The organism is Hyalangium ruber (assembly GCF_034259325.1).
In the GTDB taxonomy this organism is placed as follows: Bacteria; Myxococcota; Myxococcia; order Myxococcales; family Myxococcaceae; genus Hyalangium_A; species Hyalangium_A rubrum.
In genome coordinates, this window is record NZ_JAXIVS010000004.1 from 180,525 (window position 1) to 207,142 (window position 26,618).

General features: G+C 68.1%; 22 protein-coding genes and 1 pseudogene. 8 read left to right on the plus strand and 15 right to left on the minus strand.

The window, feature by feature from the left end; translation table 11 throughout:
* Window positions 1-84 precede the first annotated feature (84 nt).
* Together SYV04_RS13005 and SYV04_RS13010 are read left to right on the plus strand one after the other, a co-directional pair.
* Window positions 85-5,364 carry a trifunctional serine/threonine-protein kinase/ATP-binding protein/sensor histidine kinase gene (locus SYV04_RS13005; protein ID WP_321546049.1) on the plus strand — a complete coding sequence of 1,760 codons (5,280 nt, stop codon included), beginning with the start codon at window positions 85-87 and terminating at the stop codon, window positions 5,362-5,364.
* A 168-nt stretch (window positions 5,365-5,532) separates the two neighbouring features.
* On the plus strand, window positions 5,533-6,507 hold the full coding sequence (locus SYV04_RS13010; protein WP_321546050.1) for a terpene synthase family protein: 975 nt from the start codon (window positions 5,533-5,535) through the stop codon (window positions 6,505-6,507).
* Here the strand turns inward: SYV04_RS13010 and SYV04_RS13015 are convergent.
* Entirely contained in the window at window positions 6,502-8,427 is a 1,926-nt protein-coding gene (locus tag SYV04_RS13015; protein ID WP_321546051.1) for an ATP-binding protein, read from the minus strand. The two genes, SYV04_RS13010 and SYV04_RS13015, sit on opposite strands and share 6 nt — an antisense overlap.
* A gap of 161 nt (window positions 8,428-8,588) precedes the next feature.
* On the opposite strand from SYV04_RS13015, the gene SYV04_RS13020 reads away from it, so the two are divergent.
* Window positions 8,589-8,870: a hypothetical protein gene (locus SYV04_RS13020; RefSeq protein ID WP_321546052.1), complete on the plus strand. Its 282-nt coding sequence runs from the start codon at window positions 8,589-8,591 to the stop codon at window positions 8,868-8,870.
* Between the two features lie 18 nt (window positions 8,871-8,888).
* Here the strand turns inward: SYV04_RS13020 and SYV04_RS13025 are convergent, their stop codons facing one another.
* The 12 genes and pseudogenes from SYV04_RS13025 to SYV04_RS13075 all read right to left on the minus strand — a co-directional run bounded on the left by SYV04_RS13025 (window position 8,889) and on the right by SYV04_RS13075 (window position 19,477).
* On the minus strand, window positions 8,889-9,452 hold the full coding sequence (locus SYV04_RS13025) for an imm11 family protein (RefSeq protein WP_321546053.1): 564 nt from the start codon (window positions 9,450-9,452) through the stop codon (window positions 8,889-8,891).
* A 15-nt stretch (window positions 9,453-9,467) separates the two neighbouring features.
* Window positions 9,468-10,823, minus strand: coding sequence for an AHH domain-containing protein (locus tag SYV04_RS13030; protein WP_479691439.1), 1,356 nt, complete (start codon window positions 10,821-10,823; stop codon window positions 9,468-9,470).
* Window positions 10,824-11,079: 256 nt separating this feature from the next.
* Complete coding sequence (locus tag SYV04_RS13035) at window positions 11,080-12,456, minus strand: serine/threonine protein kinase (protein WP_321546055.1); 1,377 nt, start codon at window positions 12,454-12,456, stop codon at window positions 11,080-11,082.
* Window positions 12,457-12,569: 113 nt separating this feature from the next.
* Complete coding sequence (locus SYV04_RS13040; protein ID WP_321546056.1) at window positions 12,570-12,920, minus strand: DUF2019 domain-containing protein; 351 nt, start codon at window positions 12,918-12,920, stop codon at window positions 12,570-12,572.
* Window positions 12,920-13,153 (minus strand): annotated as a pseudogene (locus tag SYV04_RS43885) (AHH domain-containing protein); the annotation flags it as partial. The pseudogene SYV04_RS43885 and the gene SYV04_RS13040, both read right to left, overlap by 1 nt.
* The gene (locus SYV04_RS13045) at window positions 13,060-13,455 is read right to left on the minus strand and encodes a hypothetical protein (protein WP_321546057.1); all 396 of its coding nucleotides are present in this window, start codon (window positions 13,453-13,455) and stop codon (window positions 13,060-13,062) included. The pseudogene SYV04_RS43885 and the gene SYV04_RS13045, both read right to left, overlap by 94 nt.
* 71 nt (window positions 13,456-13,526) lie before the next feature.
* On the minus strand, window positions 13,527-15,317 hold the full coding sequence (locus SYV04_RS13050) for an ABC transporter substrate-binding protein (protein ID WP_321546058.1): 1,791 nt from the start codon (window positions 15,315-15,317) through the stop codon (window positions 13,527-13,529).
* Between the two features lies 1 nt (window position 15,318).
* Entirely contained in the window at window positions 15,319-15,603 is a 285-nt protein-coding gene (locus SYV04_RS13055; protein WP_321546059.1) for a DUF2160 domain-containing protein, read from the minus strand.
* A gap of 6 nt (window positions 15,604-15,609) precedes the next feature.
* Entirely contained in the window at window positions 15,610-16,407 is a 798-nt protein-coding gene (locus tag SYV04_RS13060) for a carbohydrate ABC transporter permease (protein ID WP_321546060.1), read from the minus strand.
* The gene (locus SYV04_RS13065) at window positions 16,404-17,276 is read right to left on the minus strand and encodes a carbohydrate ABC transporter permease (protein ID WP_321546061.1); all 873 of its coding nucleotides are present in this window, start codon (window positions 17,274-17,276) and stop codon (window positions 16,404-16,406) included. Before SYV04_RS13065 ends, SYV04_RS13060 begins: the two co-directional genes overlap by 4 nt.
* Window positions 17,277-17,289: 13 nt before the next feature.
* A complete protein-coding gene (locus tag SYV04_RS13070) occupies window positions 17,290-18,378 on the minus strand; it encodes an ABC transporter ATP-binding protein (RefSeq protein WP_321546062.1) in 1,089 nt (362 codons plus the stop codon).
* Window positions 18,365-19,477: an ABC transporter ATP-binding protein gene (locus tag SYV04_RS13075; RefSeq protein WP_321546063.1), complete on the minus strand. Its 1,113-nt coding sequence runs from the start codon at window positions 19,475-19,477 to the stop codon at window positions 18,365-18,367. Before SYV04_RS13075 ends, SYV04_RS13070 begins: the two co-directional genes overlap by 14 nt.
* Window positions 19,478-19,717: 240 nt before the next feature.
* On the opposite strand from SYV04_RS13075, the gene SYV04_RS13080 reads away from it, so the two are divergent.
* From SYV04_RS13080 to SYV04_RS13100, 5 genes are all read left to right on the plus strand, one after another.
* Window positions 19,718-21,046, plus strand: coding sequence for an AmpG family muropeptide MFS transporter (locus tag SYV04_RS13080; protein ID WP_321546064.1), 1,329 nt, complete (start codon window positions 19,718-19,720; stop codon window positions 21,044-21,046).
* A 43-nt stretch (window positions 21,047-21,089) separates the two neighbouring features.
* A complete protein-coding gene (locus SYV04_RS13085; protein WP_321546065.1) occupies window positions 21,090-21,983 on the plus strand; it encodes an S-methyl-5'-thioadenosine phosphorylase in 894 nt (297 codons plus the stop codon).
* Window positions 21,984-22,049: 66 nt separating this feature from the next.
* A complete protein-coding gene (locus SYV04_RS13090) occupies window positions 22,050-23,120 on the plus strand; it encodes a 3-oxoacyl-ACP synthase III family protein (protein ID WP_321546066.1) in 1,071 nt (356 codons plus the stop codon).
* Window positions 23,121-23,124: 4 nt separating this feature from the next.
* Window positions 23,125-24,240, plus strand: a complete 1,116-nt coding sequence (gene mtnA / locus SYV04_RS13095; protein WP_321546067.1) for an S-methyl-5-thioribose-1-phosphate isomerase — start codon at window positions 23,125-23,127, stop codon at window positions 24,238-24,240.
* A complete protein-coding gene (locus SYV04_RS13100) occupies window positions 24,237-24,887 on the plus strand; it encodes a class II aldolase/adducin family protein (RefSeq protein WP_321546068.1) in 651 nt (216 codons plus the stop codon). The genes mtnA and SYV04_RS13100 overlap by 4 nt, the downstream gene beginning before the upstream one ends.
* A gap of 9 nt (window positions 24,888-24,896) precedes the next feature.
* On the opposite strand, the gene SYV04_RS13105 is transcribed toward SYV04_RS13100, so the two are convergent.
* Window positions 24,897-25,859 carry a cation diffusion facilitator family transporter gene (locus tag SYV04_RS13105; RefSeq protein WP_321546069.1) on the minus strand — a complete coding sequence of 321 codons (963 nt, stop codon included), beginning with the start codon at window positions 25,857-25,859 and terminating at the stop codon, window positions 24,897-24,899.
* Entirely contained in the window at window positions 25,856-26,596 is a 741-nt protein-coding gene (locus tag SYV04_RS13110) for a substrate-binding periplasmic protein (RefSeq protein ID WP_321546070.1), read from the minus strand. The genes SYV04_RS13105 and SYV04_RS13110 overlap by 4 nt, the downstream gene beginning before the upstream one ends.
* Window positions 26,597-26,618: the final 22 nt, after the last annotated feature.

Here is a 26,618-nt window from a genome sequence, read left to right on the forward strand (position 1 = left end):
CGCACCCGCTCTCCGGGCAACATCCCTTCCGCTTGGCAAGAAGATCCTTCGAGGCGCCGCGCGCCGATGCCATCCTGATGTTGAATGTTCAACATCTCCGGATACACGCTTCGCGGCGCCATCAAGTCGACCGGAACGAATCTGCTGTTCCACGCGGTGCGAGACGCGGATGGCCTGCCCCTCATCCTGAAGACACCCATCGCCGCCTCCCCGGGCCCTCGGGAGCGAGAGCGCTACCGCCGCGAGTTCGGCCTCCTGCAACGGCTCCGAGACGTGCGCGGTGTCACCCGCGTCCATGCGTGCGAGCAGATCCACGACCGACCGGTGCTCCTCCTGGAGGAGGTGGCCGGCGAGTCGCTGGCTGACCTCACCGGCAAGCCGTTCGAGGTGGTGCGCGCCCTCGAGCTGACCCTCTCCGTGGCCGCGACGCTCGCGGAGCTCCACCGCCGCGGCGTCATCCACAAGGACATCAAGCCCTCCAACATCATCGTCACGCCCGCCGGAGAGCCGCGCCTCATCGACTTCGGCAGCGCCAGCCTCCAGCTCGTCGAGCACGTGGACGCCACCCAGGCCTCCCTCATCGAAGGCACGCTGGCCTACATGTCTCCGGAGCAGACCGGGCGCATGAACCGCGCGGTGGACTACCGCACGGACCTGTACTCCCTGGGGATTACGCTCTACGAGCTGCTCACGGGCAGCCGCCCCTTCCACGGGCGCGACGCGCTCGAGTGGTTCCATGCCCACATGGCCCAGGCGCCGCAGCCCCCGCACGAGCGGGTGAGGGAGCTGCCGCCCGTCCTGTCCGCCATCGTGCTCAAGCTGATGGCCAAGGTGGCCGAGGAGCGCTACCAGAGCGCCGAGGGACTCCAGGCGGACCTCGAGCGCTGCCTGGAGGGCCTGAGCCGAGGGGTGCGCGAGGACTTCACCCCGGGCCTGCATGACGTGCCCTCGCGCTTCCAGCTCCCTCAGCGGCTCTATGGTCGCGACGCCCACGCCAAGGCTCTGCTCCAGGGCTTCGAGCGCGTCGCCCAGGGCAGCCGGCCCGAGCTCATCCTGGTGCGCGGCTACTCCGGCATCGGCAAGTCCGCGGTGGTTCACGAGCTGCACAAGCCCGTGGTGCGCCAGCGCGGCTTCTTCCTCCAGGGCAAGTTCGAACCGTTCCAGCAGGACATCCCCTACTCCACCCTGGCGCAGGCCATTCGCGGGCTGACGCAGCAGTTGCTCTCGGGCACCGACGAGGAGCTGGCGCGGTGGCGCGAGCACCTGCACGAGGCGTGGGAGGGCCAGGGCCAGGTCCTCGTGGACGTGGTGCCGCAGCTCGAGCTCATCGCCGGCAAGCAGCCGCCCGCTCCGGAGCTGTCGCCCGCCGAGGCCCAGCAGCGCTTCAACCGGACCTTCCGCAGGTTCCTGGGGGTGTTCGCCACCCCCGAGCACCCGCTGGTGGTGTTCCTGGATGATCTCCAGTGGGCGGACCTGGCCAGCCTCCAGCTCCTCCAGCACCTGCTCACCCACCCGGAGACACCGCCCGTCCTGCTGCTCGGGGCCTACCGCGACACCGAGGTGGGCCCCTCCCACCCGCTGGCGATGACCCTCGAGGAGCTGCACAAGGTCGGCGCCAGGCTGACGGACCTGCGGCTCGAGCCGCTGAGCCTGGGGGATGTCCGGCAGCTCGTCGCCGACACGCTCCCCGGCGCGGGCATGGAGGTCATCGAGCCGCTCTCCGTGCTGGCCCAGGAGAAGACCGGGGGCAACCCCTTCTTCCTGCTGCAGTTCCTGCTCACGCTCAACCAGGACGGCCTGCTGGTGCGCACCCCCGAGGGCAGGTGGCTCTGGGATGCCGAGGGCGTCCGAGCCAAGGGCTACTCCGACAACGTCGTGGACTTCATGGTGGGCAAGCTGCACCAGCTCCCCTCCCGGACGCAGCACCTGCTGCGGCTGGCGGCGTGCGTGGGCAACAGCTTCCCCCTGCGAATCCTCCACCTCATCTCCGACCTGGATGAGGCGCTCGAGGTGGAACATGGCCTCGAGTCCGCGCTCCAAGAGGGCCTGCTGGCGAGCTCGGGGCCGGAGCAGTACCGCTTCCTCCATGACCGCATCCAACAGGCGGCCTACGCCCTCCTTTCCCAGGAAGAGCACAAGGCCGTCCACCTGCGCATCGGCCGCTTGTTGCTACAGAGCCTGTCGCCCGAGGAGCTCCAGGAGCACCTCTTCGACGTGGTGAGCCAGCTCAACGCCGGGGCAGGGCTGCTCACCGAGCTCCCGGAGCTCCATCAGGCCGCGCGCCTCAACGCCGAGGCGGGAGCGCGGGCCCAGGCCTCGACCGCGTTCCGCTCCGCGTCAAACTACCTCGCCATGGCCTTCCAGCTCCTCCCCGGAGACCCCTGGGAGGCGGACCCCGCGCTGGCCTTCAAGGTCCGGCTGGAGCAGGCCCGCTGCGAGTTCATGAGCGGCAATGCCTCCGAGGCGCGCCGGTTGGTGGAGGAGCTCCGGCCCCGGCCGCGCACCCGGATGGAGACGGCGGCCCTGTACCGGCTGAAGAATGATCTCCTCATCGGCGCCGGAGAGATTCAAGCCGCGCTCGACAGCCTGCTGGAGGGCCTCGCGCTGATGGGCATGGCGATGCCACCGCACCCTTCGTGGGAAGAGGTGGCGGCGGCCAACGCGGAGGTGTGGTCGCTCCTGGGAGACCGTCCCATCGCGAGCCTCGTCGACCTGCCTCGAATGACGGACCCGGACATGGAGGCGGTGATGAGCATGCTGGCCGCCTTGTACGCGCCCGCGTTCTTGACGGACCTCAACCTGCTCATCCTCCACCTCTGCAAGCTGGTCTCCTTCAGCTTGCGCCATGGCAACACGGCCGCCTCCGTTCCCGGCTACTCCTCATACGGGCTGGTGCTGGGGCCTGCCTTCAAGCGCTACCGGGAGGGCCATGCCTTCGGCCAGCTCGCCCTGGCGCTCGTCGAACGTCCCGAGCTGGCCTCCCTGCGCGCGGTGGCGTTCTATGGGATGGAGACGATCAGCTATTGGACCCAGCCCCTCTCCGTCTCCCTGGAGCTCATCCGCAAGGCCTTCCATCACGCCATCCAGGCCAGTGACTTCCAGATCGCCGGCTACTGCTGCAACCACATCCTCACGGACCGCCTCGCCCTGGGGCACGAGCTGGAGGAGGTGTACCAGGAGTCCGTCGCACGCCTGGACTTCGCGCGCAAAGCCGGCTTCCTGGACGTGCGGGACATCGTCCACTTCACCCAGCGCCATGTGCAGCAGCTCCGGGGCTTCACCCCCTCGTTCCACTCCATGAGCGGTGAGGACTTCACCGAGGAGGACTTCGAGGCCACGCTGACCCCCGCGCGCATGGTCATCATGCGGTGCTGGTACTGGGTCATCAAGATGCAGTCGCGCTTCATGTGCGGCGCGTACGAGGAGGCGCGGGAGGCGGGAGAGAAGGCCGCCGCGCTGATCTGGTCCTCGATGGGCCATATCCAGCTCGTGGACTTCCACCTCTACCGCGCGCTCACCCTGGCGGCGTGCCTGCGTGAGCGCCCCTCCGTGGAACAGGGGCCTCACCTGGAGGCCATCCAACAGCACCAGCGACAGCTCGCGGAGTGGGCGAGCTACTGCCCGGAGAACTTCCGCGCGCCCGAGCGCATGGTGTTCGCGGAGCTGGCCCGCCTCTCGGGCCGCGAGGCCGAGGCGCTGCGTGCCTACGAAGAGGCGCTCCATGCGGCGCGGGAGCACGGCTTCATCCAGCACGCGGCCCTCGCGAGCGAGCTGGGCGCCCGCTTCTGGTTCGAGCGGAAGGTACACACCCTCGGAGACGCCTACGCGCGCAAGGCCCGGGAGGCCTACGTGCGCTGGGGAGCCTGGGGGAAGCTGCGGCACCTGGACGACCAGTGGCCGCACCTGGCCTCCACCGTGCCCGCCGAAGAGACCCTCACGGACACGGACTCCACGCAGATCGACGCGCTCACCGTGGTGAAGGCCCAGCAGGCCATCTCCGGGGAGATCGTCCTCGAGCGGCTGGCGGACACGCTGCTGAAGGTGGCCATCGAGAACGCGGGGGCCCAGCGCGGCGCCCTGCTGCTGCCGCACGGCGGCAAGCTCTCGGTGGTGGCGATGCAGGGGCTCGGGCCGGAGAGTTCCTCCAGTGGCTCGCGGGAGGAGAACCTGCCGTGGAACCTCATCACCTACGTGCGGCGCACGCGGGAGCACGTGCTCATCGGTGATGCCTCCCTGCCCCACCCGTTCTCCTCGGATGCGTGGCTGGCTCGCGGCGGAGCGCGCTCGGTGCTCTGCCTGCCGCTGCTGCGCCAGGAGGAGTTCCGTGGGGTGCTGTACCTGGAGAACAGCCTGGCCACCAACGCCTTCACGCGGGCGCGCAGCACCCTGCTCGGGCACCTGGCCTCGCAGGCGGCCATCTCCATCGAGAACGCGCGGCTGTATGCCGATGTGCAGCGCGCGGAGGGTGCCCTGCGCCGCGCCAATGACGAGCTGGAGAAGCGGGTGGAGGAGCGCACCCGGGAGCTCAAGCAGGCCCAGGCCCAGCTGGTGGACACCGCGCGCTCGGCGGGCATGGCCGAGGTGGCCGCCAACGTGCTCCACAACGTGGGTAACGTGCTGACCAGCGCCGTCATCAACGTCCAGACGCTGAGCCAGACGGTGGGTAGCTCTCGCGTGGGGCGGGTGAAGCAGGTCTCCTCGATGCTCGAGGCGAACCAGAACGCCCTGGCTGACTTCCTCACGCGAGATGGGCGAGGGGTCCGGCTGCCGCAGTATCTGGCGGGGCTCGCCGACGAGCTGCTGCGGGAGCATTCGACGCTGCAGGAGGGCCTGGAGGCGATGAGCAAACACATCGAGCACATCCGGGCGATCGTCCAGGTGCAGCAGAACTACGCCCGGAACACGCTCGTGACGGAGGAGTGCGAGCTGCTGCACCTCGTCGAGGACGCCTTGAGCATCCAGATGCCGGCGCTCAAGCGCCACGGCATCGACGTCATCCGGGGCATGTCCGCCAACGCCCGGCTCCGGGTGGACAAGCACAAGGTGCTGCAGATCCTGATCAACCTCCTGAGCAACGCCAAGAACGCGATGAACTCGCTGCCCAGCGGCGCGCGCACGCTGCACATCGAGGTCACCACGGAGGCCACCGTGGCGCGCGTGCAGGTGGTGGACAACGGCATGGGTATCGCACCGGAGCTGCACGAGCGGCTCTTCTCCCAGGGCTTCACCACGCGCGAAGGGGGACACGGCCTGGGCCTGCACTCCAGCGCACTGGCGGCGCGGATGCTGGGAGGGAGACTCACACTGGAGAGCGAAGGGCCGGGCAAGGGCGCCACGGCGACGCTGGAGCTGCCCCTGGCATAGCGTGCTTCGCGCGAGAACCCGCTCCTGCCCTCGGGCATCGGGGTGTGGCTGAAGGAGCAGAAAGTCGACATTTCCCGACCTGCCCAGCGCACGTGCTGCCTGTGACATGAACACGTTACAATGTCTCGTGGGCATCGAAACACGCCAGGCCCAGAGGCGGAGTTCACGTTGAGGACTACCCAGATACCTGAGCTCTATTGCCCGTTTCCCTCGTTGATCAGCCCGCACGTCGAAGCCGTCCAGCACCAGGTCAATCAATGGATGCAGGCTCGGCGCTACTTCCAGACCAAGGCCTCGTTCGAACGCTTCAACGCGGCCAAGTTCGCCTGGTTGACGGGGCGCGTTCATCCGGACGCCAGCTTCGAATCCATCCTCATCGTCGCCACCTACATGAGCTGGCTGTTCATGGTGGATGACCTCTATGACGAAGCCGCGCTCGGCCGAGACCCGGAGCGCCTGAAGGCCCAGCACCACGAGCTGATCGATCGCATGAAGCACCCGCGTCCCCTGCGCGGGGGAGAGAGCCCCGTAGTCGTAGGCCTGGCCGACATCTGGGAGCGGATGCTCCTGCGCGCCGCGCCCGGCTGGACCGAGCGCTTCATCCAGACCTTCGAGGGCTACGCCTACGCCTGCGTGTGGGAGGCGGAGAACCGCGTCAACAACCGGGTCCCCCCCCTGGCGGAGTACATGGAGTTCCGGCGCCACACGTCCGCGCTCTACGTCTTCTTCTCCCTCATCGAGTTCGTCGAACACATGACGCTGACCCCGGAGCTCATCCCCCACGTCCACGAGCTGGAGGTGCGCGCCGACGATGGCGTCTCCTGGGTCAACGACATGCTCTCGCTCGAGAAAGAAGCGCGGGCCGGAGACGTCCACAACCTCGTCATCGTCCTACAGCACGAGCGCGGGCTGAGCGTCCAGGAGGCCATGGACCAGGCCGCGCGCCTCTTCAACACCCGGATGCGGGAATACGTCGAGATCGAGCAGCGCATGCCCTCCTTCGGCGTCGAAACCGATGTGCTGCTCCAGCGCTACCTCAGGGGCCTGCGCTGCTGGGTCCGCGGCAACCTCGACTGGTCCTATGAGTCGGGGCGCTATGAGCGCGCGCTGTCCCCGCCCGCGTTGATCCGGGCCGCTTCATGACTCCATGGCCTGCACCGCGGCCTTCACCCCCACGGGGGGCAGCTCGAGGGTGAACGTGGCGCCCTGGCCCGGCCCCGGGCTGTGACAGGACAGACGCCCCCGCATCTCCAGCGCCGCCAGGGAGCTGGTGTGCAGGCCGAAGCCGTGGCCCTTCTTCTTGGTGGTGAAGCCCTGGGTGAACATGTGCTTCACGTTCTCCGGCGCGATGCCGATGCCGTTGTCCGCCACCTGCAACAGCAGGGCGTTCCCCTCGGGCGCGCGACGCACGCTGATGCGCAGGCTCTTGTCCTTGGCCTCGCTGGAGATCAACGCATCGCGCGCGTTGCTCAGCAGGTTGACGAGGATCTGCAGCAGCCGGTGCCTGTCGACCAGCAGGGGCGGGAGCGTGGCGTAGTCCCGCTCGATGCGGATGCCCAGGCGCTCGAAGGAGACGGCGTGCAAGCGCAGCGCCTCATCGATGAGCTGGGGCACCGACACCTCCTCCAAGGCCCCGGCGATGCGCGCGTGCTTCTGCTGCATGCTGACGATGGACTTGATGTGGTCCACGCTGTCGCTGAGCGACTTCATCTCCTTGAGCAGGACGTCGCGCTCGTGGTGGAGGTGCTCCGCCAGCGTCGAGATGTATTCGGGCAGCAGCTTTCCTTGAGGGTCCTGCGTGAGGAACGCGCTGAGGTCCGTGGAGCGCCCCCGGAGCATGGAGGAGATCTTCGCCAGGCCCGCGATACGGGACTGACGCAGCCGATCGATGACCAGGGTGGTGGAGACGTTGACCGAGTTGAGGGTGTTGCCCACGTTGTGGAGCACGCCCGTGGCGATCTCCGCCATGCCGGCCTGGCGGGAGACATCCACCAGGGTGCGGTACACCTCTCCCAGCCGCAGCTCGGCCTGCTTCCGGGCCGTGATGTTGCGCGCGAACACCGTCACGCCGGTGATACGGCCCTCCGTGCCCCGCACGGGGTTGACGCTGATGTCGAACGTCAGGCGGGCGCCGTCCAGTTCATACTCCTCCTCGTAGCGCTGGCGCTCCCCCGCGAGTGCCCGGGCCAGACGTGGCGTCCAGGTCTCGCGCAGCCCCGGCTCCGACTCGGGGAAGTAGGGCTGCCCCAACATGGGCAGCTGGCCATAGCGAACGAAGTACGCGTGCTTCGCCGCGGCGTTGGCGGTGATCAGCCCTCCCCGGGTATCCACCGCGAACACCAGGTCATCGGTGCTCTCGAAGACGCTGAGCAGCTGGCCTTCGCTGTCCCGCAGCTCCTTCATCGTCTGATCGAGCGTGCATTGGGCCTCGGTGAGCGCCGAGCTGTGCAACGAGCCCAGCCCCCAGGAGATCACGAAGGAGAAGGAGGCACAGACGTAGAGCGGCAACAGGAGCTCATCAGGCAGGGAGCGCGAGCCTGCGCCAAGCTGGGTGTAGTAGACGGGGAAGATCAGCGCCACGCAGGCCCAGGCCAGGGCGACGAAGAGCCCCCGGCGCGCGCCGAGCAGGTACACCGCCAGCGCGGGCTGCAGCATGAGCCCCGCATGGGTCCCGAAGTAGGGAGCGCTGTCCCTCAAGATGAAGAGGAGGGTCCCGCCGCCCACGATGGACGTCATGCACAGCACGATCGCGGGGAGCATGTGGGACTTGGCGCGCCGCAGCATCACCAGCGCGGACCCATAGCTCAGGAAGAGCGCTCCGACGACGAGGCGGAGCGTCAGGGAGGGGAACGCCACCACCCCCAACAGGGCAAGCAGGAGCAGCAGGCAGTTGCTGCCCGCCAGGACCTGGTAGCGCACCAGCTCCGAAGGCGAGCCCCGGCGCAGGTCCTCCGAGAGCAGCCCGTTCAGCCGCGCGAGGGCCCACGGGTGGAGTCTTCGGGAGGCGCCCCCTTGGGAGAGCACCGGAGCGGGGATGGTATTGTCGAAGGACGTACTTGCCATGATGAGCGGGCGATGATGGAGCCCCGAGCAGCCTACCCGAGGCGGATGACGGATCATCGGCTCAAGCGGATCCGAGAATCGGCCCGTGAACATCACACCCAATTCGCTCCAGCCGCGCCAGCACCTGGAGCGTAGCCTTACAGCCTGGCAAGGAGAGCACCATGAAGCGCACCTTCTCGACCCTAGCCGTTGCAGGACTCCTCGCCCTGGCCTCCACGGCCTGCGGCGTCGATGCGGATCCCGCGCTGGCCTGTACGGAGCTCTGTACCACCTCGGGATTCACGAGCGGGAACGCCGACGTCTACGAGCACGAAGTGAATTGTTTCTGTGATGGCGGCGATGCCTCCGCCCGGGTCTCGGCCGACGCATGTACGCAGACCTGCAGGGACATGGGCTGGAGCGAGGGTGAGGCCTTTGCCTCCAGCGCCTGCCAGTGCAGCTGAGGGGCCAGGCTCACGTAGCTAGACCTCCTCGAATCGCGTGCCGGTAGCGCCCATGCGCTCCAATGCGTCCTTGATCTCCCCGGAGACGACAAGGACGACCTCCCATCCCTCGGGACGAAATACCTTGGCGGTCCCCACCTTCGATTTGTCGATGCGCATGTCATCGACGGCCCAGTATTGGCCCACTTTCTCTGGAAGGCCGTCCTCGGGTCGCCAGAACTGCACCTTGGACGCTTTCTCGTCGATACAGCGAATGAGGCGCGTCGCCACGAGGACGAGGTACTGATCCGGTTTGCCCTCGATGTCCACGGGGATGAGCTGCACATCGCTGGGGGCCAGCTCCGACAGCACAGACGCTACCTTGACGTGGACAACGGGGATGCTCAATCCCGCCTCGGAGAAGTCCAGCGGACTGCCGGCGATCTCGATGGGGACTTTCAACCGCCCCTCCACATGCACGGGCGTTCCTCTCTTGAAGTCCCAATCATGCACCTCGCGGCCCTGAGCGTCGACGGGAGTATCCAGATGCCAGCGGTTGGGGACGTAGACGTCGTCAGCGAGCTTGAAGAAGCGCTGGGCCATGAGGAAGTTCTAGCGTCATTTCCCCAAGGTAACGAGTTGGTTCAGGTCTGTGCCGGGTGTGGCGATCTCCTCCGCCAGCCTGTCGAGCGCCCGCGTCAGCTTCGGTCCGCACTCCGCGATGCTGCGACAGTCTCCCAGCGCCCTCTGCAAGCGCTCGTAGACAAGCTCATGGTATCGCAGTGGGTGCGGCCCCTTGTGCCCCTGGATGGGCACGATGTTTTCACGGTCCTTCAGCCGCATTCCGGCCCTGGCGAAGAGCCGCTCGAACCTGGGTGTCCACGGTCCACCTCTCAAGGTGGACTTCTTGTTGGCGATGGTCCCGATGTGGTGATTCTCCGTGCCGTCGCCGCGCCCACCTCGCGCCGCCATCGCCACCGCTCCCGGTGGCAGCGCGACGAGAAAGCCTTCGCTCGTCACCGTCACGGACTCCACCGCGCCTACCTCCGACAACAGGAGGCCTTCGCGGCCCGCGGCCTGCATCGACACCTGCGCCGAACCCGGCAGGGTCCCCACCTGCTCGGCGAAGCCCTTCGTCGTGTGCGTCAGCAGCGCCATCGCCATCATGGCAAACGCTTGCGCCGCCTCACGCGAGAACACCTTGCCGAACCTCTCGCCCGCCTCGCGGATCTCCTCGAAGGTCGTGGCAACCTTCACCTCCTCCATCAACTGGAACCAACCCGTAATGAGGTTGTCGAGCGTCTTGGCACCCACCCAGAGAATGAGCCCCACGGTCGCCCATGCGGCGAGGAACTTCGTGACCGGCTCGGGCATCGCGAGCAGGACGAGCAGCGTCACGACAGTCGCCATCGCTGCCTGCATGACGGCTCGCATGCTCACCATCTCGCCCAGTGCCTTCTCGAACTCCTCCAGCACGGGACTCCTGCTCAGGGCCATGGCCAGCATGTAGCGGCCTTGCGGGTCCAGGTACTTCCCGCCAACGAGCGCGCCCCCCAGACAATCGCCCTCGAAGCCTTGGGCGCTCCGACACCAGCCCCTGTATTGGCTGACGAGTTGCTGCTCCGCCCTCGTCAACGCTCCTTCCAGGGGCGTGCCCGAATCCAGCGGAACGAGTTTTCGCTCTCGAAGCAGGTACAGGTAGTCGCCGTACAGCGCGTCGAGCTGAAACAGCTTCTCCACCGTCTCACGAGGGGAGCCACTCAGCCGCACCTCCCGCGCCAGTCGCCGAATGGCTTGGGTGATTTCCTCCGGCGTCACCTGCACCGGCTCCACCGTAGCGGTGCGGGGGATGTGGACGATGGTTTCCACCCCCGTCCCGGTCTCCACCCGGACACCTCGCGGAGTCACGCTGCACCCGACCAGAACAGCAAGGAGCAATGCCTCGGTCTTCCACAGAATCCGCCACGGCCTCATGGGTCACCCCTTCTTGTGGGCAGCCGCTCAGCCTAGAGGCCCGCCACATGCGAGAGGAGGATTTGCCGGGTGGTGCCTACCCCGGAGGCCCACGGCCTCTGATGGGGGCGGCCCCCGCCGACGCTGGCTCCCGATGTGTCTCGACGCTCGCGCCCAGAGGCCCCTGTGCTCACCACGAGGCAGTCCTGCGAGCGAGGTCATAACGTAACGAAGAGGACAACTTCCCGGCCGGGACATGAGCTCAGGGGCCACCGGCTTACGGCTTCACCGAGTTGGGCTGGCGCTCTGGCGGATAGCTCGCCAGGTAGCAAGCGCCCTTCCACTCATAGGAGTCGTCCCCACAGGGGGGCTTCATCTTTCCGAGAAGCACCCAGCACCCCCCGTGAATCTCCTCTTCGTACCGGGCCTTGCACGGCGCCCGGTGTTGGCCGGGAAATGGCCCTTTGGGCATCTCCAGCCCGATTCCCGGCCGCGCCAGTGCAGGCTTGGATGCCGGTACCTGCCCCAGTTCCTCTGCATCCCCGAGCCCCACGGCACCACCATCGTCCTCGCCACTTCGCACCGCTTCCTCTCGCCCTGGCTCTCTCTCGCCTACCCGGTTTGCCACCACCCACACCATGCCAAGCACCAGGGGAATTCCCATGGCGGCCGCCATTCTTCGGGAGTTCCTCCCGAACACGATGCGCAAGGCCACGGGCCACCGCCCAGGAGACGTGCGTGGGACGCGCGCAAGGATAGGTCGATCACAGCCTCGTCCCTCCTTCCTCGCTGCGTGCTCCAATGTCTCTGCGACCTCTCTGGCGCTTCCTCGAGCCATGGGCTCGACCGAGAGCAACTGGCGGATGAGCGCCGCCAGTTCCGGGCACACCGTCACCCTGTCCTGCGGCGGCACCCATCCCGAGTCATCTTCGCCTTCGCTTGCCTCACCTCCCACATGAGACGAGGGGTAGGTGCCGGTAACAAGGCGGTAGGCCATGACTCCCAGGGCGTACAGATCATCCGCCTGCCCAGCCTCGTAGGGAGCGCTGGAATGGGGACTCCATCGCCAGTAGAAGCGGTTGGCCTCCGGACTGCGGTATTCGGATGTCCCGGGTGGCAAGGCCTGCCACGTCAACGGGCGCGCTCCGCGAAATGTCCCCGCCCCGAAGTCGGTCAACACCGCGGTTGTGCCCTCCGCTTGCACCAGAACGTTGTCCCCCTTGATGTCACGGTGCAGGCCTCCCACCACGTGCGTGGCTTCCAGGGCGCGAGCCACCTGTGCCAGCACCTTCATCACTTCGCGAGAGGTGACAGGGCGCTGCGCTCCCCACTCGTACAGAGGCACGCCCTCCACCCATTCCATGACGAAGTAAGGAAAGAGCAGCTCGCTGGGGTGCTTCCACCAGCCCGCGTCCTGAACCCGCGGCACCCCCGAGTGGTGGATGCGCCCCAGGAGTTCCACCTCCCGCTCGAAGCGTGGATCTTGAGGATGGTTGGCCAGCTTCAGCGCGAAGGGACTGGGATCCTTGGGCTCATGCCTCTCGACGCGGTACACCGTGCCATAGGCCCCCTGGCCAATCCTCGCCACCACGCGCCACGGACCTACCCTGGTCCCGGGCGGCAGCACTGGAGGGCCGAACCCAGGCGCGCTCATGCGGCCACTGCCTCGGTTTCACGCATCTGGGGTATCCACGTCATCGAGGGAGGCTCCCATTCGCGCTGGGCGCTTTCGCCCGCGACCTGTGCCCGGTGTCTGCTCGACGATGCTTACTCTGGATCCAAGGCCCAGGTCCCCTCCTCCCAGCGCTTCAATGCCTGCTGCGCCCCGAAGGGGATCATCCCTTCTCCCTTGGCTGCCTCCTCCAAGACCGCCTTGGCCTCCGCCGTTCGATGGCGGAGCAGGTGCGCGGCGGCCATGACGCGCACATCCATACGTTGGTGCAGCAGCAGCACGGCCAAGGCATCACGCCCCGCATCACCCTGAGCCCGGAGCTTGTCGAATGCGGCTCCGTACTTCCTGGCGTGCTTGTTCCCGGTCTTGGCATCGCCTCGCCAGATGGCATCGGTCTGCGCGGCGACGTTCTCGGCGAACTGCTCGACAAGTTCCTCCAACCTCATCACCTGAGCCCCTGGCTGATGTTCTGGATCGCCAACAACCCGAAGTCGCGCGGGGCCTCATAGGACTGCTTACTGAGCCATTGCCGCACTGTCATCGGCGAGCCTGTAACGTCGCGACGGATGGACGAGTAGAACGCGCTCACGCGGGTACGCAGCGCTTTCTCGAGCGGGATGATGTTTGTGGTGTTGTGAAGTGCCTGGGGCCCGAACCGCTCCACGTTGCCCGGTGGCTCTCCGCTCCCAAGAGAAGCAGCCGCTGGCTTCGTCCCTCGTAGCGATACCAGCCGCTGCGGTCAGGAACTCCAGACCACTGGCGGGCAGCATCCAATGGCCGGGCCACGGGCCGTACCTCCCTTGCCTTTTCCGCCAGCGCCAGGATGAACTCGTCCTCGCCCAGTTCCACCGGATCGGCTTCATCCTGGATGGGGACATGGGTGAACAACTCACCCTGGCTCGTATCGAGCCGCACCTCACGCGTGGTGCTACAGGCGGAGAGCAGCGTCAGCAGCGCAGCTACGGCCAGACGAGATGCCATGAGACGCCCTCCGGCGAAGGTCGTCGGCAGAGGCGGCGGGACTCGAGCCCGCCGCCCCTGTGCGCCAGGTGCTACTTCACCCGGCCTTCCTTCCACGCCTGCAGCAGCTGCTCGTAGGGCACCGTCTCGCCCTTCGGCTTCTCGTTGGCCAGCTTCGGCTTCGGCGAGCCCTCCGCCTTCAGCCACTCCTGCGGATCCTTCTCCGGGTTGAGCTTCGGCGGGCAGTTCTTCATCCCCGCCCGCTCCAGACGCGCCAGCACGTCGTCCATCTCCTTGGCCAGCTTGTCCATCGCTCCCTGCGGCGTCTGCTCGCCCGTCACCGCCAGGCTCACGTTCTGCCACCAGAGCTGCGCCAGCTTCGGGTAGTCCGGCACGTTCGTTCCCGTCGGCGTCCACGCCACACGCGCAGGGCTCCGGTAGAACTCCACCAGGCCGCCCAGCTTGTCCGCCACCTTCGTCACGTGCTCACTGCGGATGTCCGAGTCACGGATCGGCGTCAGCCCCACCAGGAACTTCTTCATCGACGTCGTCTTCGCCACCGTGAACTGCGCGTACAGCCACGCCATCTTCCGGCGCTCCAGCGGCGTGCTCGTCAACATCGTCCACGAGCCCGTGTCCTGGTAGCCCAGCTTCATCCCCTCTTCCCAGTACGGACCATGCGGCGAGGGCGCCATGCGCCACTTCGGCGTCCCGTCCGCGTTCACCACCGCCAGCCCCGGCTTCGTCAGCGGCGCCACGAACGCCGTGTACCAGAAGATCTGCTGCGCCACGTTGCCCTGCCCAGGCACCGGTCCCGCCTCCGAGAACGTCATTCCCGAGGCCTCCGGCGGCGCGTACTTCTTCAGCCAGTCGATGTACTTCGTCAGCGCGTACACCGCCCCAGGCCCGTTCGTCTCTCCGCCGCGCGACACCGAGGCGCCCGCCGGGTTGCAGCCCTCCACCCGGATGCCCCACTCGTCCACCGGCTTGCCGTTCGGAATGCCCTTGTCGCCCACGCCCGCCATCGACAGCCACGCGTCCGTGAAGCGCCAGCCCAGCGACGGATCCTTCTTGCCGTAGTCCATGTGCCCGTACACGCGCACCCCGTCGATCTCCTTCACGTCGTTCGTGAAGAACTCGGCGATGTCCTCGTACGCGGACCAGTTCACCGGCACGCCCAGCTCGTAGCCGTACTTCTTCTTGAACTTCTCCTTCAGGTCCGGCCGGCTGAACCAGTCCTGCCGGAACCAGTACAGGTTGGCGAACTGCTGGGCCGGCAGCTGGTACATCTTCCCGTCCGGCCCCGTGACGAAGCTCTTGGCCATGAAGTCGTCCACGTCCAGCGTGGGCAGCGTCACGTCCTTGCCCTCGCCCGCCATGAAGTCCGACAGCGGCACCACGAAGCCGTAGCGCATGTGCGTGCCGATCAAGTCACTGTCGTTCACGTACATGTCATAGATGCTCTTGCCCGACTGCGTCTGCGTCTGCAGCTTCTCGATGACGTCGCCTTCCTGGATCAGGTCGTGCTTCACCTTGACGCCAGTGATTTCCTCGAAGGCCTTCGCCAGCGTCTTCGACTCGTAGACGTGCGTGTCGATGGTCTCCGAGACGACGTTGATCGTCTGCCCGCGATAAGGCTTCGCCGCATCACGGAACCACTTGAGCTCCGCCAGCTGCTGCTCCCGCGTCAGCGTGGAGGGCTGGAACTCCTGGTCCACCCACTTCTCGGCGGCCTTCTCCAGCGCCGTGGTGTCCTCCGGAGCGTCCGGCGCTTTCTGCGCGGACTCTTGCTGCTTGGGTGGCTCCTCCTTCGACTCCTTCTTACAGCCGCTGAAGGAGACAGCCACGGCTACGGCCAGGGCGCTTCTCAATACGTTCTTCACGTTACCCCCATCTTCCGATGACGAGCATGAACAACAACGACAGTCCCACGGCGACCCACTGGGTGGCCTCGGTCAGCCCCACCCACGCGAGGTTGATCCACGCGCTGCCCATCAGCCCGAGGAACAGCCGGTCCCCTCGGGTGGTGGGCATGGGCAAGAGCCCCTTTCGGAGCACCGACGGCGAGGCGAGGCCCCACACGGTATAGGCGGCGATCAGCGACGCGATGACGGCGAAGAACACGCCCGTCTCCACCGTCCACGCCATCCACTGGAGGTCCATTTCCATGACGGCCTAGACCCTCCCCAGGGCGAAGCCCTTGGCGATGTAGTTGCGCACGAAGTAGATGACCACCGCGCCCGGCACCAGCGTGAGCATGCCCGCCGCCGCCAGCACGCCCCAGTCCATGCCCGCCGCGCTCACCGTGCGCGTCATGGTGGCGGCGATCGGCTTGGTGTCCACCGAGGTGAGCGTGCGCGCCAGCAGCAGCTCCACCCACGAGAACATGAAGCAGAAGAACGCCGTCACCCCCACGCCCGAGCGCACCAGCGGCAGGAAGATGCGCAGGAAGAAGCGCGGGAAGCTGTAGCCGTCGATATAGGCGGTCTCGTCGATCTCCCGGGGCACGCCGGACATGAAGCCCTCGAGGATCCACACCGCCAGCGGCACGGTGAACAGCATGTGCGAGAGCGCCACCGCCCACGGCGTGTCGAACAGGCCGATGCTCGAGTAGAGCTGGAAGAAGGGCAGCAGGAACACCGCCGGCGGCGCCATGCGGTTGCTCAGGAGCCAGAAGAACAGGTGCGTGTCGCCCAGGAAGCGGTAGCGCGAGAAGGCATACGCGGCCGGCAGCGCCAGCACCACCGACAACACCGTGTTGATGGCCACGTAGGTGAGCGAGTTGATGTAGCCCTGGTTCCAGTCCGGATCCGTGAAGATGGTGATGTAGTTGTCCAGCGTGGGCGCGCGCGGGATGAGCGAGAAGGCGCCGAGGATCTCCTCGTTCGTCTTCAGCGACATGCCCAGCAGCCAGTAGATGGGCACCAGGCTCAGCAGCAGGTACAGCGGAGTAATGACGCGCGAGACTCTCATTGGGCCTCGCTCCGCCCCGCCTGCGTCATCGCGGTATAGAAGACGTAGCTGAACAGCAGCACCACCAGGAAGTAGATGAGCGAGAAGGCCGCCGCCGGCCCCAGATCGAACTGCCCCACCGCCAGCCGCGTGAGGTACTGGCTCAGGAACGTGGTGGAGTTGCCCGGCCCTCCGCCCGTGAGCACGAACGGCTCGGTGTAGATCATGAAGCTGTCCATGAAGCGCAGCAGCACCGCGATGGTCAGCACTCCGCGAAGCCTCGGCAGTTGGATATAGCGGAAGGTGGCCCACGCCGAGGCGCCGTCGATGCGCGCCGCCTGGTAGAAGGGCTCCGGAATCGCTCGCAGGCCCGAGTAGCACAAGAGCGCCACCAGCGGCGTCCAGTGCCACACGTCCATCGCCAGCACCGTGAGCCACGCGTCCAGCGCGTCCGCCGTGTAGTTGTAGCTCAGCCCCAGCCCGTTGATGGCCACGCCCAGCAGGCCAATGTCACCGCGGCCGAAGATCTGCCAGATGGTGCCCACCACGTTCCACGGAATGAGCAGCGGCAGCGCCAGCACCACAATCGCCACCGAGGCCGCCCTGCCCTTCATCGGCAGCGCCAGCGCCAGGCCGATGCCCAGCGGAATCTCGATGGCCAGCACCGCCAGTGAGAAGCCCAGCTGCCGCCGCAGCGCGCCGTGCAGCTCCGGATCTCTCAGCACCTTGCGGAACCACTCCGTGCCCACGAAGACATGCTGGTCCGGGCCCAGGATGTCCTGCACCGAGTAGTTCACCACCGTCATCAACGGAATCACCGCGCTGAAGGCCACCACCCCCAACACGGGCAGCACCAGGAGCCAGGCGCGGTTGTTCGTCGGCTTCTCCAAAGTCCTCTCCTCCTCAGGAGACCGCGCGGCCACCCGCGTACAACGTGGTCCACTTCGCCGGGAACTCCAGCCAGCAGCTCTCGCCGGCCGCGACGCGCTCCTCCTCCGGCAGCCGCACCTTCACCACCTGCGCTCCCAGCTTCGCCGTGGCGATGCGGTAGCGCCCCAGCTCCTCCACCTGTGTCACCTCCACGCGCACCGAGGCGGGCGTGCCTTCCCGTACCCGCCGCAGGAACTCCGGGCGGATGCCCAGCCGCAGCTCGCCTCCGTCCGCCTTCGCCTTCGCGCATACCTCCGGCGCCAGAGGAATGCGCTGCCCCTCCACCACCGCGCCGTCCGGCTCCACCGCGCACGGCAGCAGGTTCATGCCCGGGCTGCCGATGAAGTAGCCCACGAAGGTGTCCGCCGGGCGCTCGAACAGCTCTTGCGGCGTGCCCGCCTGCACCACCCGGCCCTGGTTCATCACCACCACCTGGTCGGCCAGCGTGAGCGCCTCCACCTGGTCGTGCGTCACGTACACCAGCGTCACCTTCAGGCTCTCGTGGACCTGCTTGAGCTTGCGGCGCAAGAGCCACTTCACGTGCGGATCAATCACCGTCAGCGGCTCGTCCAGGAGGATGGCCGCCACGTCCTTGCGCACCAGCCCTCGGCCCAGCGAAATGCGCTGCCGCATGTCCGCCGACAGCCCGCTGGCCCGCCGCCTCAGGTCCGGCGTGAGCTCCAGCAGCGCGGCCACCTCTTCCACCCGCGCCTGCGTCTCCGCCTTGCCCACCCCCCGGTTGTGCAGCGGGAAGGCGAGGTTCTCGGACACCGTCATCGTGTCGTAGATGACCGGGAACTGGAACACCTGGGCGATGTTGCGCGCCTGGGGCGGCGCCGCCGTCACATCCACCCCGTTGATGTGTACCTGCCCCCGCGTCGGCCGCAGCAGCCCGGAGATGATGTTGAGCAGCGTCGTCTTCCCGCAGCCCGACGGCCCCAGCAGCGCGTAGGCGCCGCCGTCCTGCCACACCAGCTCCAGCGGCCGCAGCGCCCAGTCCTTGTCGGACTCCGGCGCGGGGCCATAGGCGTGGGCCACGCCGCGCAGCTCAATGCGGGCCATGCGAGGCCTCCTGGGACGAGGCGGGAGCGGCGACCAGGCGCCCCTCCGGACCAAAGGCGAACACCCGTGACGGAGCGATGAACAGGTCCAGCTCCGTGCCATACGGGTGGCGGTGGATTCCCTCCACCTGCGCGGTGAGCGAGAGGCCCCCGTGCGTGGCGTGGATGAGCGTCTCCGAGCCGCTCACCTCCTCCACCTCCACGCGAGCGGGGATGCGCACGTCCGTGTCGGAGGCGGGCGAGAGCCGCACGTGGTGGGCGCGCAGCCCCAGGCGGTAGCGGCCTGGCGCCAGCGCCTTCAGGTGCCCGGCGAGCGGCAGGGCCACCGTGGGCGACAGCCGCGCCTCGGCGCCAGTCACCTCCACGTCCCACAGGCTCATCTGCGGATCGCTGAAGACCTGTCCCACCCGCTCAGTGGCGGGGGACTGATAGACGTCCAGCGTCGAGCCCACCTGCAACAGCCGCCCCTCGTGCAGCACCGCCGTGCGCCCGCCCAGCAGCAGCGCCTCGGAGGGCTCGGTGGTGGCGTAGACGATGACGGCGGGCCGGTCCTTGAAGATCTGCCGCATCTCCGTGCGCAGCTCCTCGCGCAGCTTGTAGTCCAGGTTGGCCAGCGGCTCGTCCAACAGCAGCAGCGAGGCGTCCTTCACCAGCGCCCGCGCCATCGCCGTTCGCTGCTGCTGCCCGCCGCTCAGCTCCGCCGGCAGCCGCTTCAGGAAGGGGTCCAACCGCAGCGCCGCGGCCGTGTCCCGCACGCGCCGGTCCAGCTCCGGAGCGCTCAGCTTGCCCGCCAGCCGCAGCGGCGAGGCGATGTTCTCGTAGACGGTGAGCGAGGGGTAGTTGACGAACTGCTGGTACACCATGGCGACGTTGCGCTGGCGCACGTCCCGGCGCGTCACGTCCTCCCCGTCGAAGCGGATGCTGCCCGAGGTGGGCCGGTCCAACCCCGCCATCAGCCGCAGCAGCGAGGTCTTCCCCGCCCGCGTGCGGCCCAGCAGAATGTTGAACGAGCCCGGCTCGAGCTTCAGATCGATGTCCGCGAGGTGCATCTCCCCGCCCACCACCCGTCCTACCTTGTCGAGCTCGATGCCTTGCTTCACCCCGCTCCCCTCGCTGCGCAACCCGCGCGGGCGGCGACTCTAGAGCAGCCCTGGGCCGTTTCCAGCTTTCATCAGGACGTCCCAGGTCACCCCGCGCCGCGGCATCCCGCCCCAGGGCCCCGCCTCCATCCGCTACCGGACGGGAGCCCCTCCCCAGGCCAGGCAAGCGAACAGTCGCCCCGAGGCATCAATCGTGCGTTGTAAATGGGAACGCGTAGAGTGAGCCCCTTGGCTCCGCCTATGTCCTCCCGCTCCCCGTCTCTCCTGTCCGTGCTGAGCAGTCCCCGTGTGTGGCTGATGCTGGCCCTGGGGTTCGCCTCCGGTCTGCCGCTGTACCTCACGGGCAGCACCCTGGCGGCGTGGATGACGAATGAAGGGGTGTCGCTGAAGACCATTGGCATCTTCGGCCTGGTGGGCACCCCCTACGTCTTCAAGTTCGCCTGGGCGCCGCTGATGGACCGCTACGTGCCGCCCTTCCTCGGCCGGCGGCGCGGCTGGCTCGTGGTGACGCAGGTGCTGCTGGCGCTGACGCTCGTCGCCATGGGCCAGGTCAACCCGCGCACCGACGCGCTGGCCATGGCCTGCCTGGCCGTGCTCGTGGCCTTCCTGTCCGCCAGCCAGGACATCGCCGCGGATGCCTACCGCACCGACCTGCTGTCCGAGGAGGAGCGCGCTTTCGGCGTCTCCGTCTTCACCCTGGGCTACCGCGTGGGCATGGTCATCGCCATGTCGGTGGCGCTCATCCTCTCGGACGTCATCGGCTGGAAGTACACCTACCCCGTCATGGGCCTGTTCCTGGCGGTGGGCGTGGTGGCCGCCGTCCTGGGGCCCGAGCCGACGGCGAGCCGCCCCCCGAGGACCCTGCCCGAAGCGGTGGTGAAGCCCTTCGTGGAGTACCTCAAGCGCGGCTGGCCCGCGGTGCTGGCCCTGGTCTTCATCGTCGCCTTCCGCGTGGGAGACGCGGTGGCCTTCCGGATGACGACTCCGTTCGTCCTCAAGCTGGGCTTCACCAACACGGAGCTGGGCCTCATCAGCAAGCTGCCCGGCATGCTGGGCTCCATCGGCGGCGCGCTGGTGGGCGGCCTGCTCATCACCAAGCTGGGCATGCGCCGGGGCCTGTTCCTCTTCGGCTCGGCCCAGGCCCTCACCAACCTGCTCTACGTGGCGCTGGCGGCGCGCGGCAAGGACCCCTTCTTCCTCGCCTTCACCGTGGGCGCCGACAACTTCTGCGGCGGCATGGGCAGCGCGGCCATCACCGTCTTCATCACCGCGCTGTGCAACAAGAACTTCTCCGCCACCCAGTACGCCCTGCTCTCCAGCCTGTCGGCGGTGCCCATGCAGCTCTTGGGCGCCTTCTCGGGCTACCTGGCCGAGGCGTTGGGCTGGAGCAGCTTCTACGTGGCCACCACCCTGGCGATGACGCCCGCGCTGGTGCTGCTCGCGCTCATGCCGCGCGACATGGGACAGCCTCCTCAGCCCCAGGCCGCCACGGAGCAGGCCACGCCGCCCACCGTGGCACCCGAAGCCGCGGCGGAGCTGGCCTCAGCCGCCAAGAAGGGCGCGGGCTGATTCACTGTTGCCTCCCCGAGGCGCGGCGGGAAGACTGCCCGCCATGACGACTCCTTCCCAGCCCGTCATCGGCATCCTCGGCGGCAGCGGCCTGTACCAAATCGACGGCCTGACGGACGTCTCCTGGCGCAAGGTCTCCTCCCCCTTCGGCGAGCCCTCGGATGAGCTGTGCTTCGGCACCCTCGAGGGCCAGCGCGTGGTGTTCCTGCCCCGCCACGGCCGAGGCCACCGCATCTCCCCCTCGGAGCTCAACTCCCGCGCCAACATCGACGCGCTCAAGCGCAGCGGCGTCACCGACATCCTCTCGCTGTCCGCCGTGGGCAGCCTGCGCGAGGACCTGCCCCCCGGCACCTTCGTCGTGGTGGACCAGTTCATCGACCGGACCTTCGCCCGGCAGAAGAGCTTCTTCGGCACCGGCTGCGTGGCCCACGTCTCCATGGCCCGCCCCGTCTGCACGCGCCTGGGCGACGCCGTCATGGCCGCGGCCGAGGGCACGGACATCCCCATCCACCGAGGTGGCACCTACCTGGTGATGGAGGGGCCTCAGTTCTCCACCCACGCGGAGAGTGAGTTGTACCGAAGCTGGAAGTGCGACGTCATTGGCATGACGAACATGCCCGAGGCCAAGCTCGCCCGAGAGGCGGAGATTTGTTACGCGACCGTGGCCATGGTCACCGACTTCGACTGCTGGCACCCGGGCCATGACGCCGTCACTGTGGAGCAGGTCATCTCCGTGCTCCTGGCCAACGCCGGCAAGGCGCGCGCCCTCGTCAAACGCGTGGTGCCGCTGCTGGCCAGACACCAGGGCCCTTGCACGCACGGCTGCCAGACGTGCCTGGACACGGCCCTCATCACCGCACCCGAGGCGAGGGACCCCGCCGTGCTCCAGCGCCTGGACGCGGTGGCCGGGCGCGTGATGCAGCGCGGCAAGAGCTGACGGGGCCAAAGGCTAACTTGCATCCCCTCGTGCGAGCCGCATAAAGCAACGGCTCTAGAGGAGATCATGACCCCTGCCTTCACCCGAGTTCTAGGAAGTGGCTTCGTCACCGGAGAGCACTGCATCAAGAACGATGCGCTCTCGAAGATCTGCGAGACGTCGGACGAGTGGATCCGTGAGCGCACCGGCATCGAGCAGCGCTACTTCGTGGAAGAGGGCACCACCACGAGCGACCTGGGCGTGCGCGCGGCGCGCAAGGCGCTCGAGGACGCGAAGGTGTCCGCCGACGAGATTGACTACATCGTCTTCGCGACGATGACCCCGGACTACTACTTCCCGGGCTGCGGCAGCCTGCTGCAGACCAAGCTGGGCATCGCCAACGTGCCGGCGCTCGACATCCGCCAGCAGTGCAGCGGGTTCATCTACGGCCTGCAGGTGTGCGACGCGCTGATTCGCGCGGGCATCTCCAAGCGTCTGCTGTTCGTGGGCGCGGAGATTCACAGCGGCTTCATGCCCTGGTCCAAGAAGGCCTTCGACTTGATTACCGGCAAGAGCCAGGAGGCCATCACCCCGGAGGAGCACGCGCGCAACACGCAGTTCCGTGACCGGACGTCCCTGTTCGGGGACGCGGGCGGCGCGCTGGTGCTGGGCCCCACCGACGACCCGGAGCGCGGCCTGCTGGGCTTCGTACTGCACTCGGATGGCAGCAAGGCCGAGAGCCTCTATGTGCCGGCGGCGGGCTTCGCCTATCGCCCGTACGTGAACCAGGGCCAGGTGGACGAGGCGCGCTACGTGCCGTCGATGGACGGGCGCACGGTGTTCAAGATGGCCGTGTCGAAGATGCCCGAGGCGGTCAACGAGGTGTGCCAGAAGGTCGGCGCCACCGTCGATGACATCCGCATGCTGATTGCCCACCAGGCCAACCTGCGCATCAACGAGGCGGTGCAGAAGTCGCTCAAGCTGCCGGACGAGCGCGTCTACAACAACATCCAGCGCTACGGGAACACCACCGCCGCCACCATCCCCATCGCCTATGACGAGTGCCGCAAGAGCGGCAAGGTGAAGGCGGGCGACCTGGTGTGCTTCGTGGGCCTGGGCGCCGGCTTCCACTGGGGCGCGGCGCTGATGCGCGAGTAACCCCATGAAGGTTCACGGCCAACCCACGCGCACCGTCTGGCTCGAAGCGGACGGAGCCACCGTCGGCATCATCGACCAGACGCGCCTGCCACACGCCTTCGCCACGCTGCGCCTGCGCACGCTGGAGGAGGTGGCCCACGCCATCCGCTCCATGCAGGTGCGGGGCGCGCCGCTCATTGGCGCCACCGCGGCGTATGGCGTGTGCCAGGCCCTGCGCGTGGAGGCCTCGGATGAGGCGCTGGCGCGGGCCTGCGCGGTGCTGCTGGCCACCCGCCCCACGGCCGTGAACCTGCGCTGGGCGCTGGAGGAGATGCGCCGCGCGCTCCAGCCCCTGCCCCCGGGCGAGCGCGTGGCCGCGGCGTACGCGCGCGCGGCGGCCCTGTGCGACGAGGACGTGGCGATCAACCGGGGCATCGGCACCCAGGGCCTGCGGCTGCTCGAGGCCGCCTGGGAGCGCAAGGGGCGCAAGGGCCGCGTCAACGTGCTCACCCACTGCAACGCCGGGTGGCTGGCCACCGTGGACTGGGGCACCGCGCTCGCGCCCGTGTACCTGGCCCACGAGGCGGGCCTGCCCGTCCACGTGTGGGTGGATGAGACGCGGCCGCGCAACCAGGGCGCCAGCCTCACCGCCTGGGAGTTGGGCCAGCACGGCGTGCCGCACACCGTCATCGCCGACAACGTGGGCGGCCACCTCATGCAGCACGGCGAGGTGGACCTGTGCATCGTCGGCACGGACCGCACCACGGCCAGGGGCGATGTGGCCAACAAGATTGGCACCTACCTCAAGGCGCTGGCGGCGAAGGACAATGGCGTGCCCTTCTACGTGGCGCTGCCCTCGCCCACCATCGACTGGACGCTGGAGGATGGCGTGCGCGACATCCCCATCGAGCAGCGCGACGGCACCGAGCTCACGGACATCTCCGGGCGGCTGCCCTCGGGCGAGGTGGTGACGGTGCGGGTGACACCGGAGGGCAGCCCAGTGGCCAACTACGGCTTCGACGTGACGCCGGCGCGGCTGGTGACGGCGCTCATCACCGAGCGCGGCGTGTGCCCGGCCTCCCCCGAGGGGTTGCTGTCGCTCTTCCCCGAGCGGCGGCCGGCGCGGAGCACGGGGACGTGAGCCCCCCGTCGGAGCTCGGGCTGCGCGAGGCGCTCATCGCCACCGGGCGGAAGATGAACAGCTCGGGGCTCAACCAGGGCACCTCCGGCAACCTCAGCCACCGCGTGGAGGGCGGCTTCCTCATCACCCCCACCGGCATGGACTACGACGCGCTGCGGCCCGAGGACCTCGTGCGCATGCGCTTCGACGGCGGCCACGAGGGGCCCCGGCTGCCCTCCTCCGAGTGGCGCTTCCACCGCGACATCCTCGCCTCGCGCCCCGAGGTGAATGCGGTGCTGCACGCCCATTCGATGTTCAGCACGACGCTGGCGTGCCTGCGCCGCCCCATCCCCCCCTTCCACTACATGGTGGCGAAGGCCGGGGGCTCCTCCATCCGCTGCGCGCCCTACGCCACCTTCGGCACCGAGGAGCTGTCGCGCCATGCGGTGGCCGCGCTGGAGGGGCGCAAGGCGTGCCTGCTCGCCAACCATGGCCTCATCACCGTGGGCGAGGACCTGTCCGGCGCCTTCAAGTTGGCGGTGGAGGTGGAGACCCTCGCCGCCATGTACCTGCGGGCGCTCCAGGTGGGCGAGCCCGTGCTGCTCGATGAAGCGGAGATGGCGGTGGTGCTGGAGAAGTTCCGCACCTACGGGCAGCAGCCGGAGTGAGCCACGGCCTCAGGCCGGGCGCGGCGGGGTGAACCGCTCCACGGGCACCAGCAGCACCTCGTGGAGGCGCCAGTCCAGCCGACGCAAGTCCTGCGCGGTGCGCGTGAGCCGCTTCACCAGGTCCGGCGTGTCCCGGCGAGGCACCAACTCCACGTCCGCGAAGAACAGGTGCCCGTCCTCACGCACCCGCACCCGCGCGCCCTCCACCCAATCCAGGGACTCGAGCGTCTGGCGGATGCGCTCCGGTAGCTCCACGTGGTGCTTGTAATCGAGCGTGCGGGGGGCTCGGTCCATCAAGTCCCCCAGCGCCGCGCACAGGTGTTTCTTGCCATCATGGGCGATGTCGATCGCGATGACACCCGCGGCCACCGCGTCCGCCCACCACCACCCCAGGCCAATGCCCACCACGCCCAGCAAGGCCGCCCCCGCCGTCATCCAATCGGCCTTGTTCATCACCGCCTCGGCGTACAGCACCTTGTCGTGCAGCTCATGGGCCACCGGCAGCTTCCAGCGGCCGAACAGCACCGTGGGCGTGCCCGACCACAGCAGCGCGAGCATCATCAGCCAGCCCAGCCACACCGAGTGCCCGAAGAGCTCCACCGAGCCGATGGTGGGGTGCTCGGCCTTCACCAGCTTCAGCGCCGAGTCGAAGAACAGGAAGGTGCCCAGCACCAGCAGCGCCACCGAGCCCACCAGGTACGCCACGGTGGTGGCGCGCAGGTAGCCATAGGGGTACTCGGGGTTGGGCCGCCGCTGACTCACGCGCGCCCCCACCAGGAAGGCGATGGCGGGAATGAGGCTGAGCAGATCCTCCATCCACGCCACCTTCATCGCCTGCGAGTTGCCCAGCGTGAAGTAGAGCAGGGTAATGGCGGAGGCATGGTGCGCCAGCGTCCACCACGTCAGCCGCTTGCCCCGGGCCAGCGCCCGCTTCTTCTCCGGCGGCAGGTCGAATGGCGCGGCGGTCCTCATCTCGTCGCCCCTTGCTTCGCGGCCTCCACGAGGCGGGCCCGCGCCTGGTCGCGGTGCTCATGGAGGAACAGGTCCACCTGTCGCAGCCACCCGTTCTCTCCGGGAGGAACCACCAGCAGCACCTCCTCCTTCTTCAATGTGGGCCCGGTGGGGGTGTAGCCCCAGGCCTCGAGCTGCCAGTCGAAGCCGGCACGCAGCCCGGGCGCCGAGGCCAGGGTGCTCGTCGGCTCGGGCACGGCGCCTTTCTCCTCGAGCAGCGCGATGGCGACGTGGCCCTTCTCCACCGCCACGCGCTGGCCCTTCAGCTCGCTCGGCGGCGTCTGCTCGGGAGGCGCTCCGACCCGGAGCTGGGAGCGCAGGTAGGGCTGGCTGAGCCCTCCTTTCGAGCCGTACGGGGTGTCGGCGGGGATGCCGCCAATGACGAGCTCCAGTTGCTGGTGCGCCAGGGCCTCCATCAGCCGGGGCTCGGCGCCCACGGTCCACTCCACCGTGGCTCCCAGCGTGCGGGCGAACTCCTGGACGAGCTCCACCTCCGGCCCCGTGGGGGTGCCCTCCTCCACGCGCGTGAAGGGCTCGCGCTCCACCACCCCCACGCGCATCATCCCGCCGCGCACCCGCTCCAACGTGCCCTCGGGGTCTCTCGGAAAGCCGCACCCGGCGGCTAGCACCAGCACCGCCAGCAGCAGGCCCACCGCTCGCGAGGGGGTATGATGCTTGCCTGCTCCCTCAGGGACCAAGAGTGGGGGCCGCTCCCCCTCT

Coding starts and splice junctions, on each gene's coding strand:
- SYV04_RS13005 (WP_321546049.1), top strand. CDS start 85: ATGTTCAACATCTCCGGATACACGCTTCGCGGCGCCATCAAGTCGACC.
- SYV04_RS13015 (WP_321546051.1), bottom strand. CDS start 8,427: ATGGCAAGTACGTCCTTCGACAATACCATCCCCGCTCCGGTGCTCTCC.
- SYV04_RS13020 (WP_321546052.1), top strand. CDS start 8,589: ATGAAGCGCACCTTCTCGACCCTAGCCGTTGCAGGACTCCTCGCCCTG.
- SYV04_RS13025 (WP_321546053.1), bottom strand. CDS start 9,452: ATGGCCCAGCGCTTCTTCAAGCTCGCTGACGACGTCTACGTCCCCAAC.
- SYV04_RS13030 (WP_479691439.1), bottom strand. CDS start 10,823: ATGAGGCCGTGGCGGATTCTGTGGAAGACCGAGGCATTGCTCCTTGCT.
- SYV04_RS13035 (WP_321546055.1), bottom strand. CDS start 12,456: ATGAGCGCGCCTGGGTTCGGCCCTCCAGTGCTGCCGCCCGGGACCAGG.
- SYV04_RS13040 (WP_321546056.1), bottom strand. CDS start 12,920: ATGAGGTTGGAGGAACTTGTCGAGCAGTTCGCCGAGAACGTCGCCGCG.
- SYV04_RS13045 (WP_321546057.1), bottom strand. CDS start 13,455: ATGGCATCTCGTCTGGCCGTAGCTGCGCTGCTGACGCTGCTCTCCGCC.
- SYV04_RS13055 (WP_321546059.1), bottom strand. CDS start 15,603: ATGGAAATGGACCTCCAGTGGATGGCGTGGACGGTGGAGACGGGCGTG.
- SYV04_RS13060 (WP_321546060.1), bottom strand. CDS start 16,407: ATGAGAGTCTCGCGCGTCATTACTCCGCTGTACCTGCTGCTGAGCCTG.
- SYV04_RS13070 (WP_321546062.1), bottom strand. CDS start 18,378: ATGGCCCGCATTGAGCTGCGCGGCGTGGCCCACGCCTATGGCCCCGCG.
- SYV04_RS13080 (WP_321546064.1), top strand. CDS start 19,718: ATGTCCTCCCGCTCCCCGTCTCTCCTGTCCGTGCTGAGCAGTCCCCGT.
- SYV04_RS13085 (WP_321546065.1), top strand. CDS start 21,090: ATGACGACTCCTTCCCAGCCCGTCATCGGCATCCTCGGCGGCAGCGGC.
- SYV04_RS13090 (WP_321546066.1), top strand. CDS start 22,050: ATGACCCCTGCCTTCACCCGAGTTCTAGGAAGTGGCTTCGTCACCGGA.
- mtnA (WP_321546067.1), top strand. CDS start 23,125: ATGAAGGTTCACGGCCAACCCACGCGCACCGTCTGGCTCGAAGCGGAC.
- SYV04_RS13105 (WP_321546069.1), bottom strand. CDS start 25,859: ATGAGGACCGCCGCGCCATTCGACCTGCCGCCGGAGAAGAAGCGGGCG.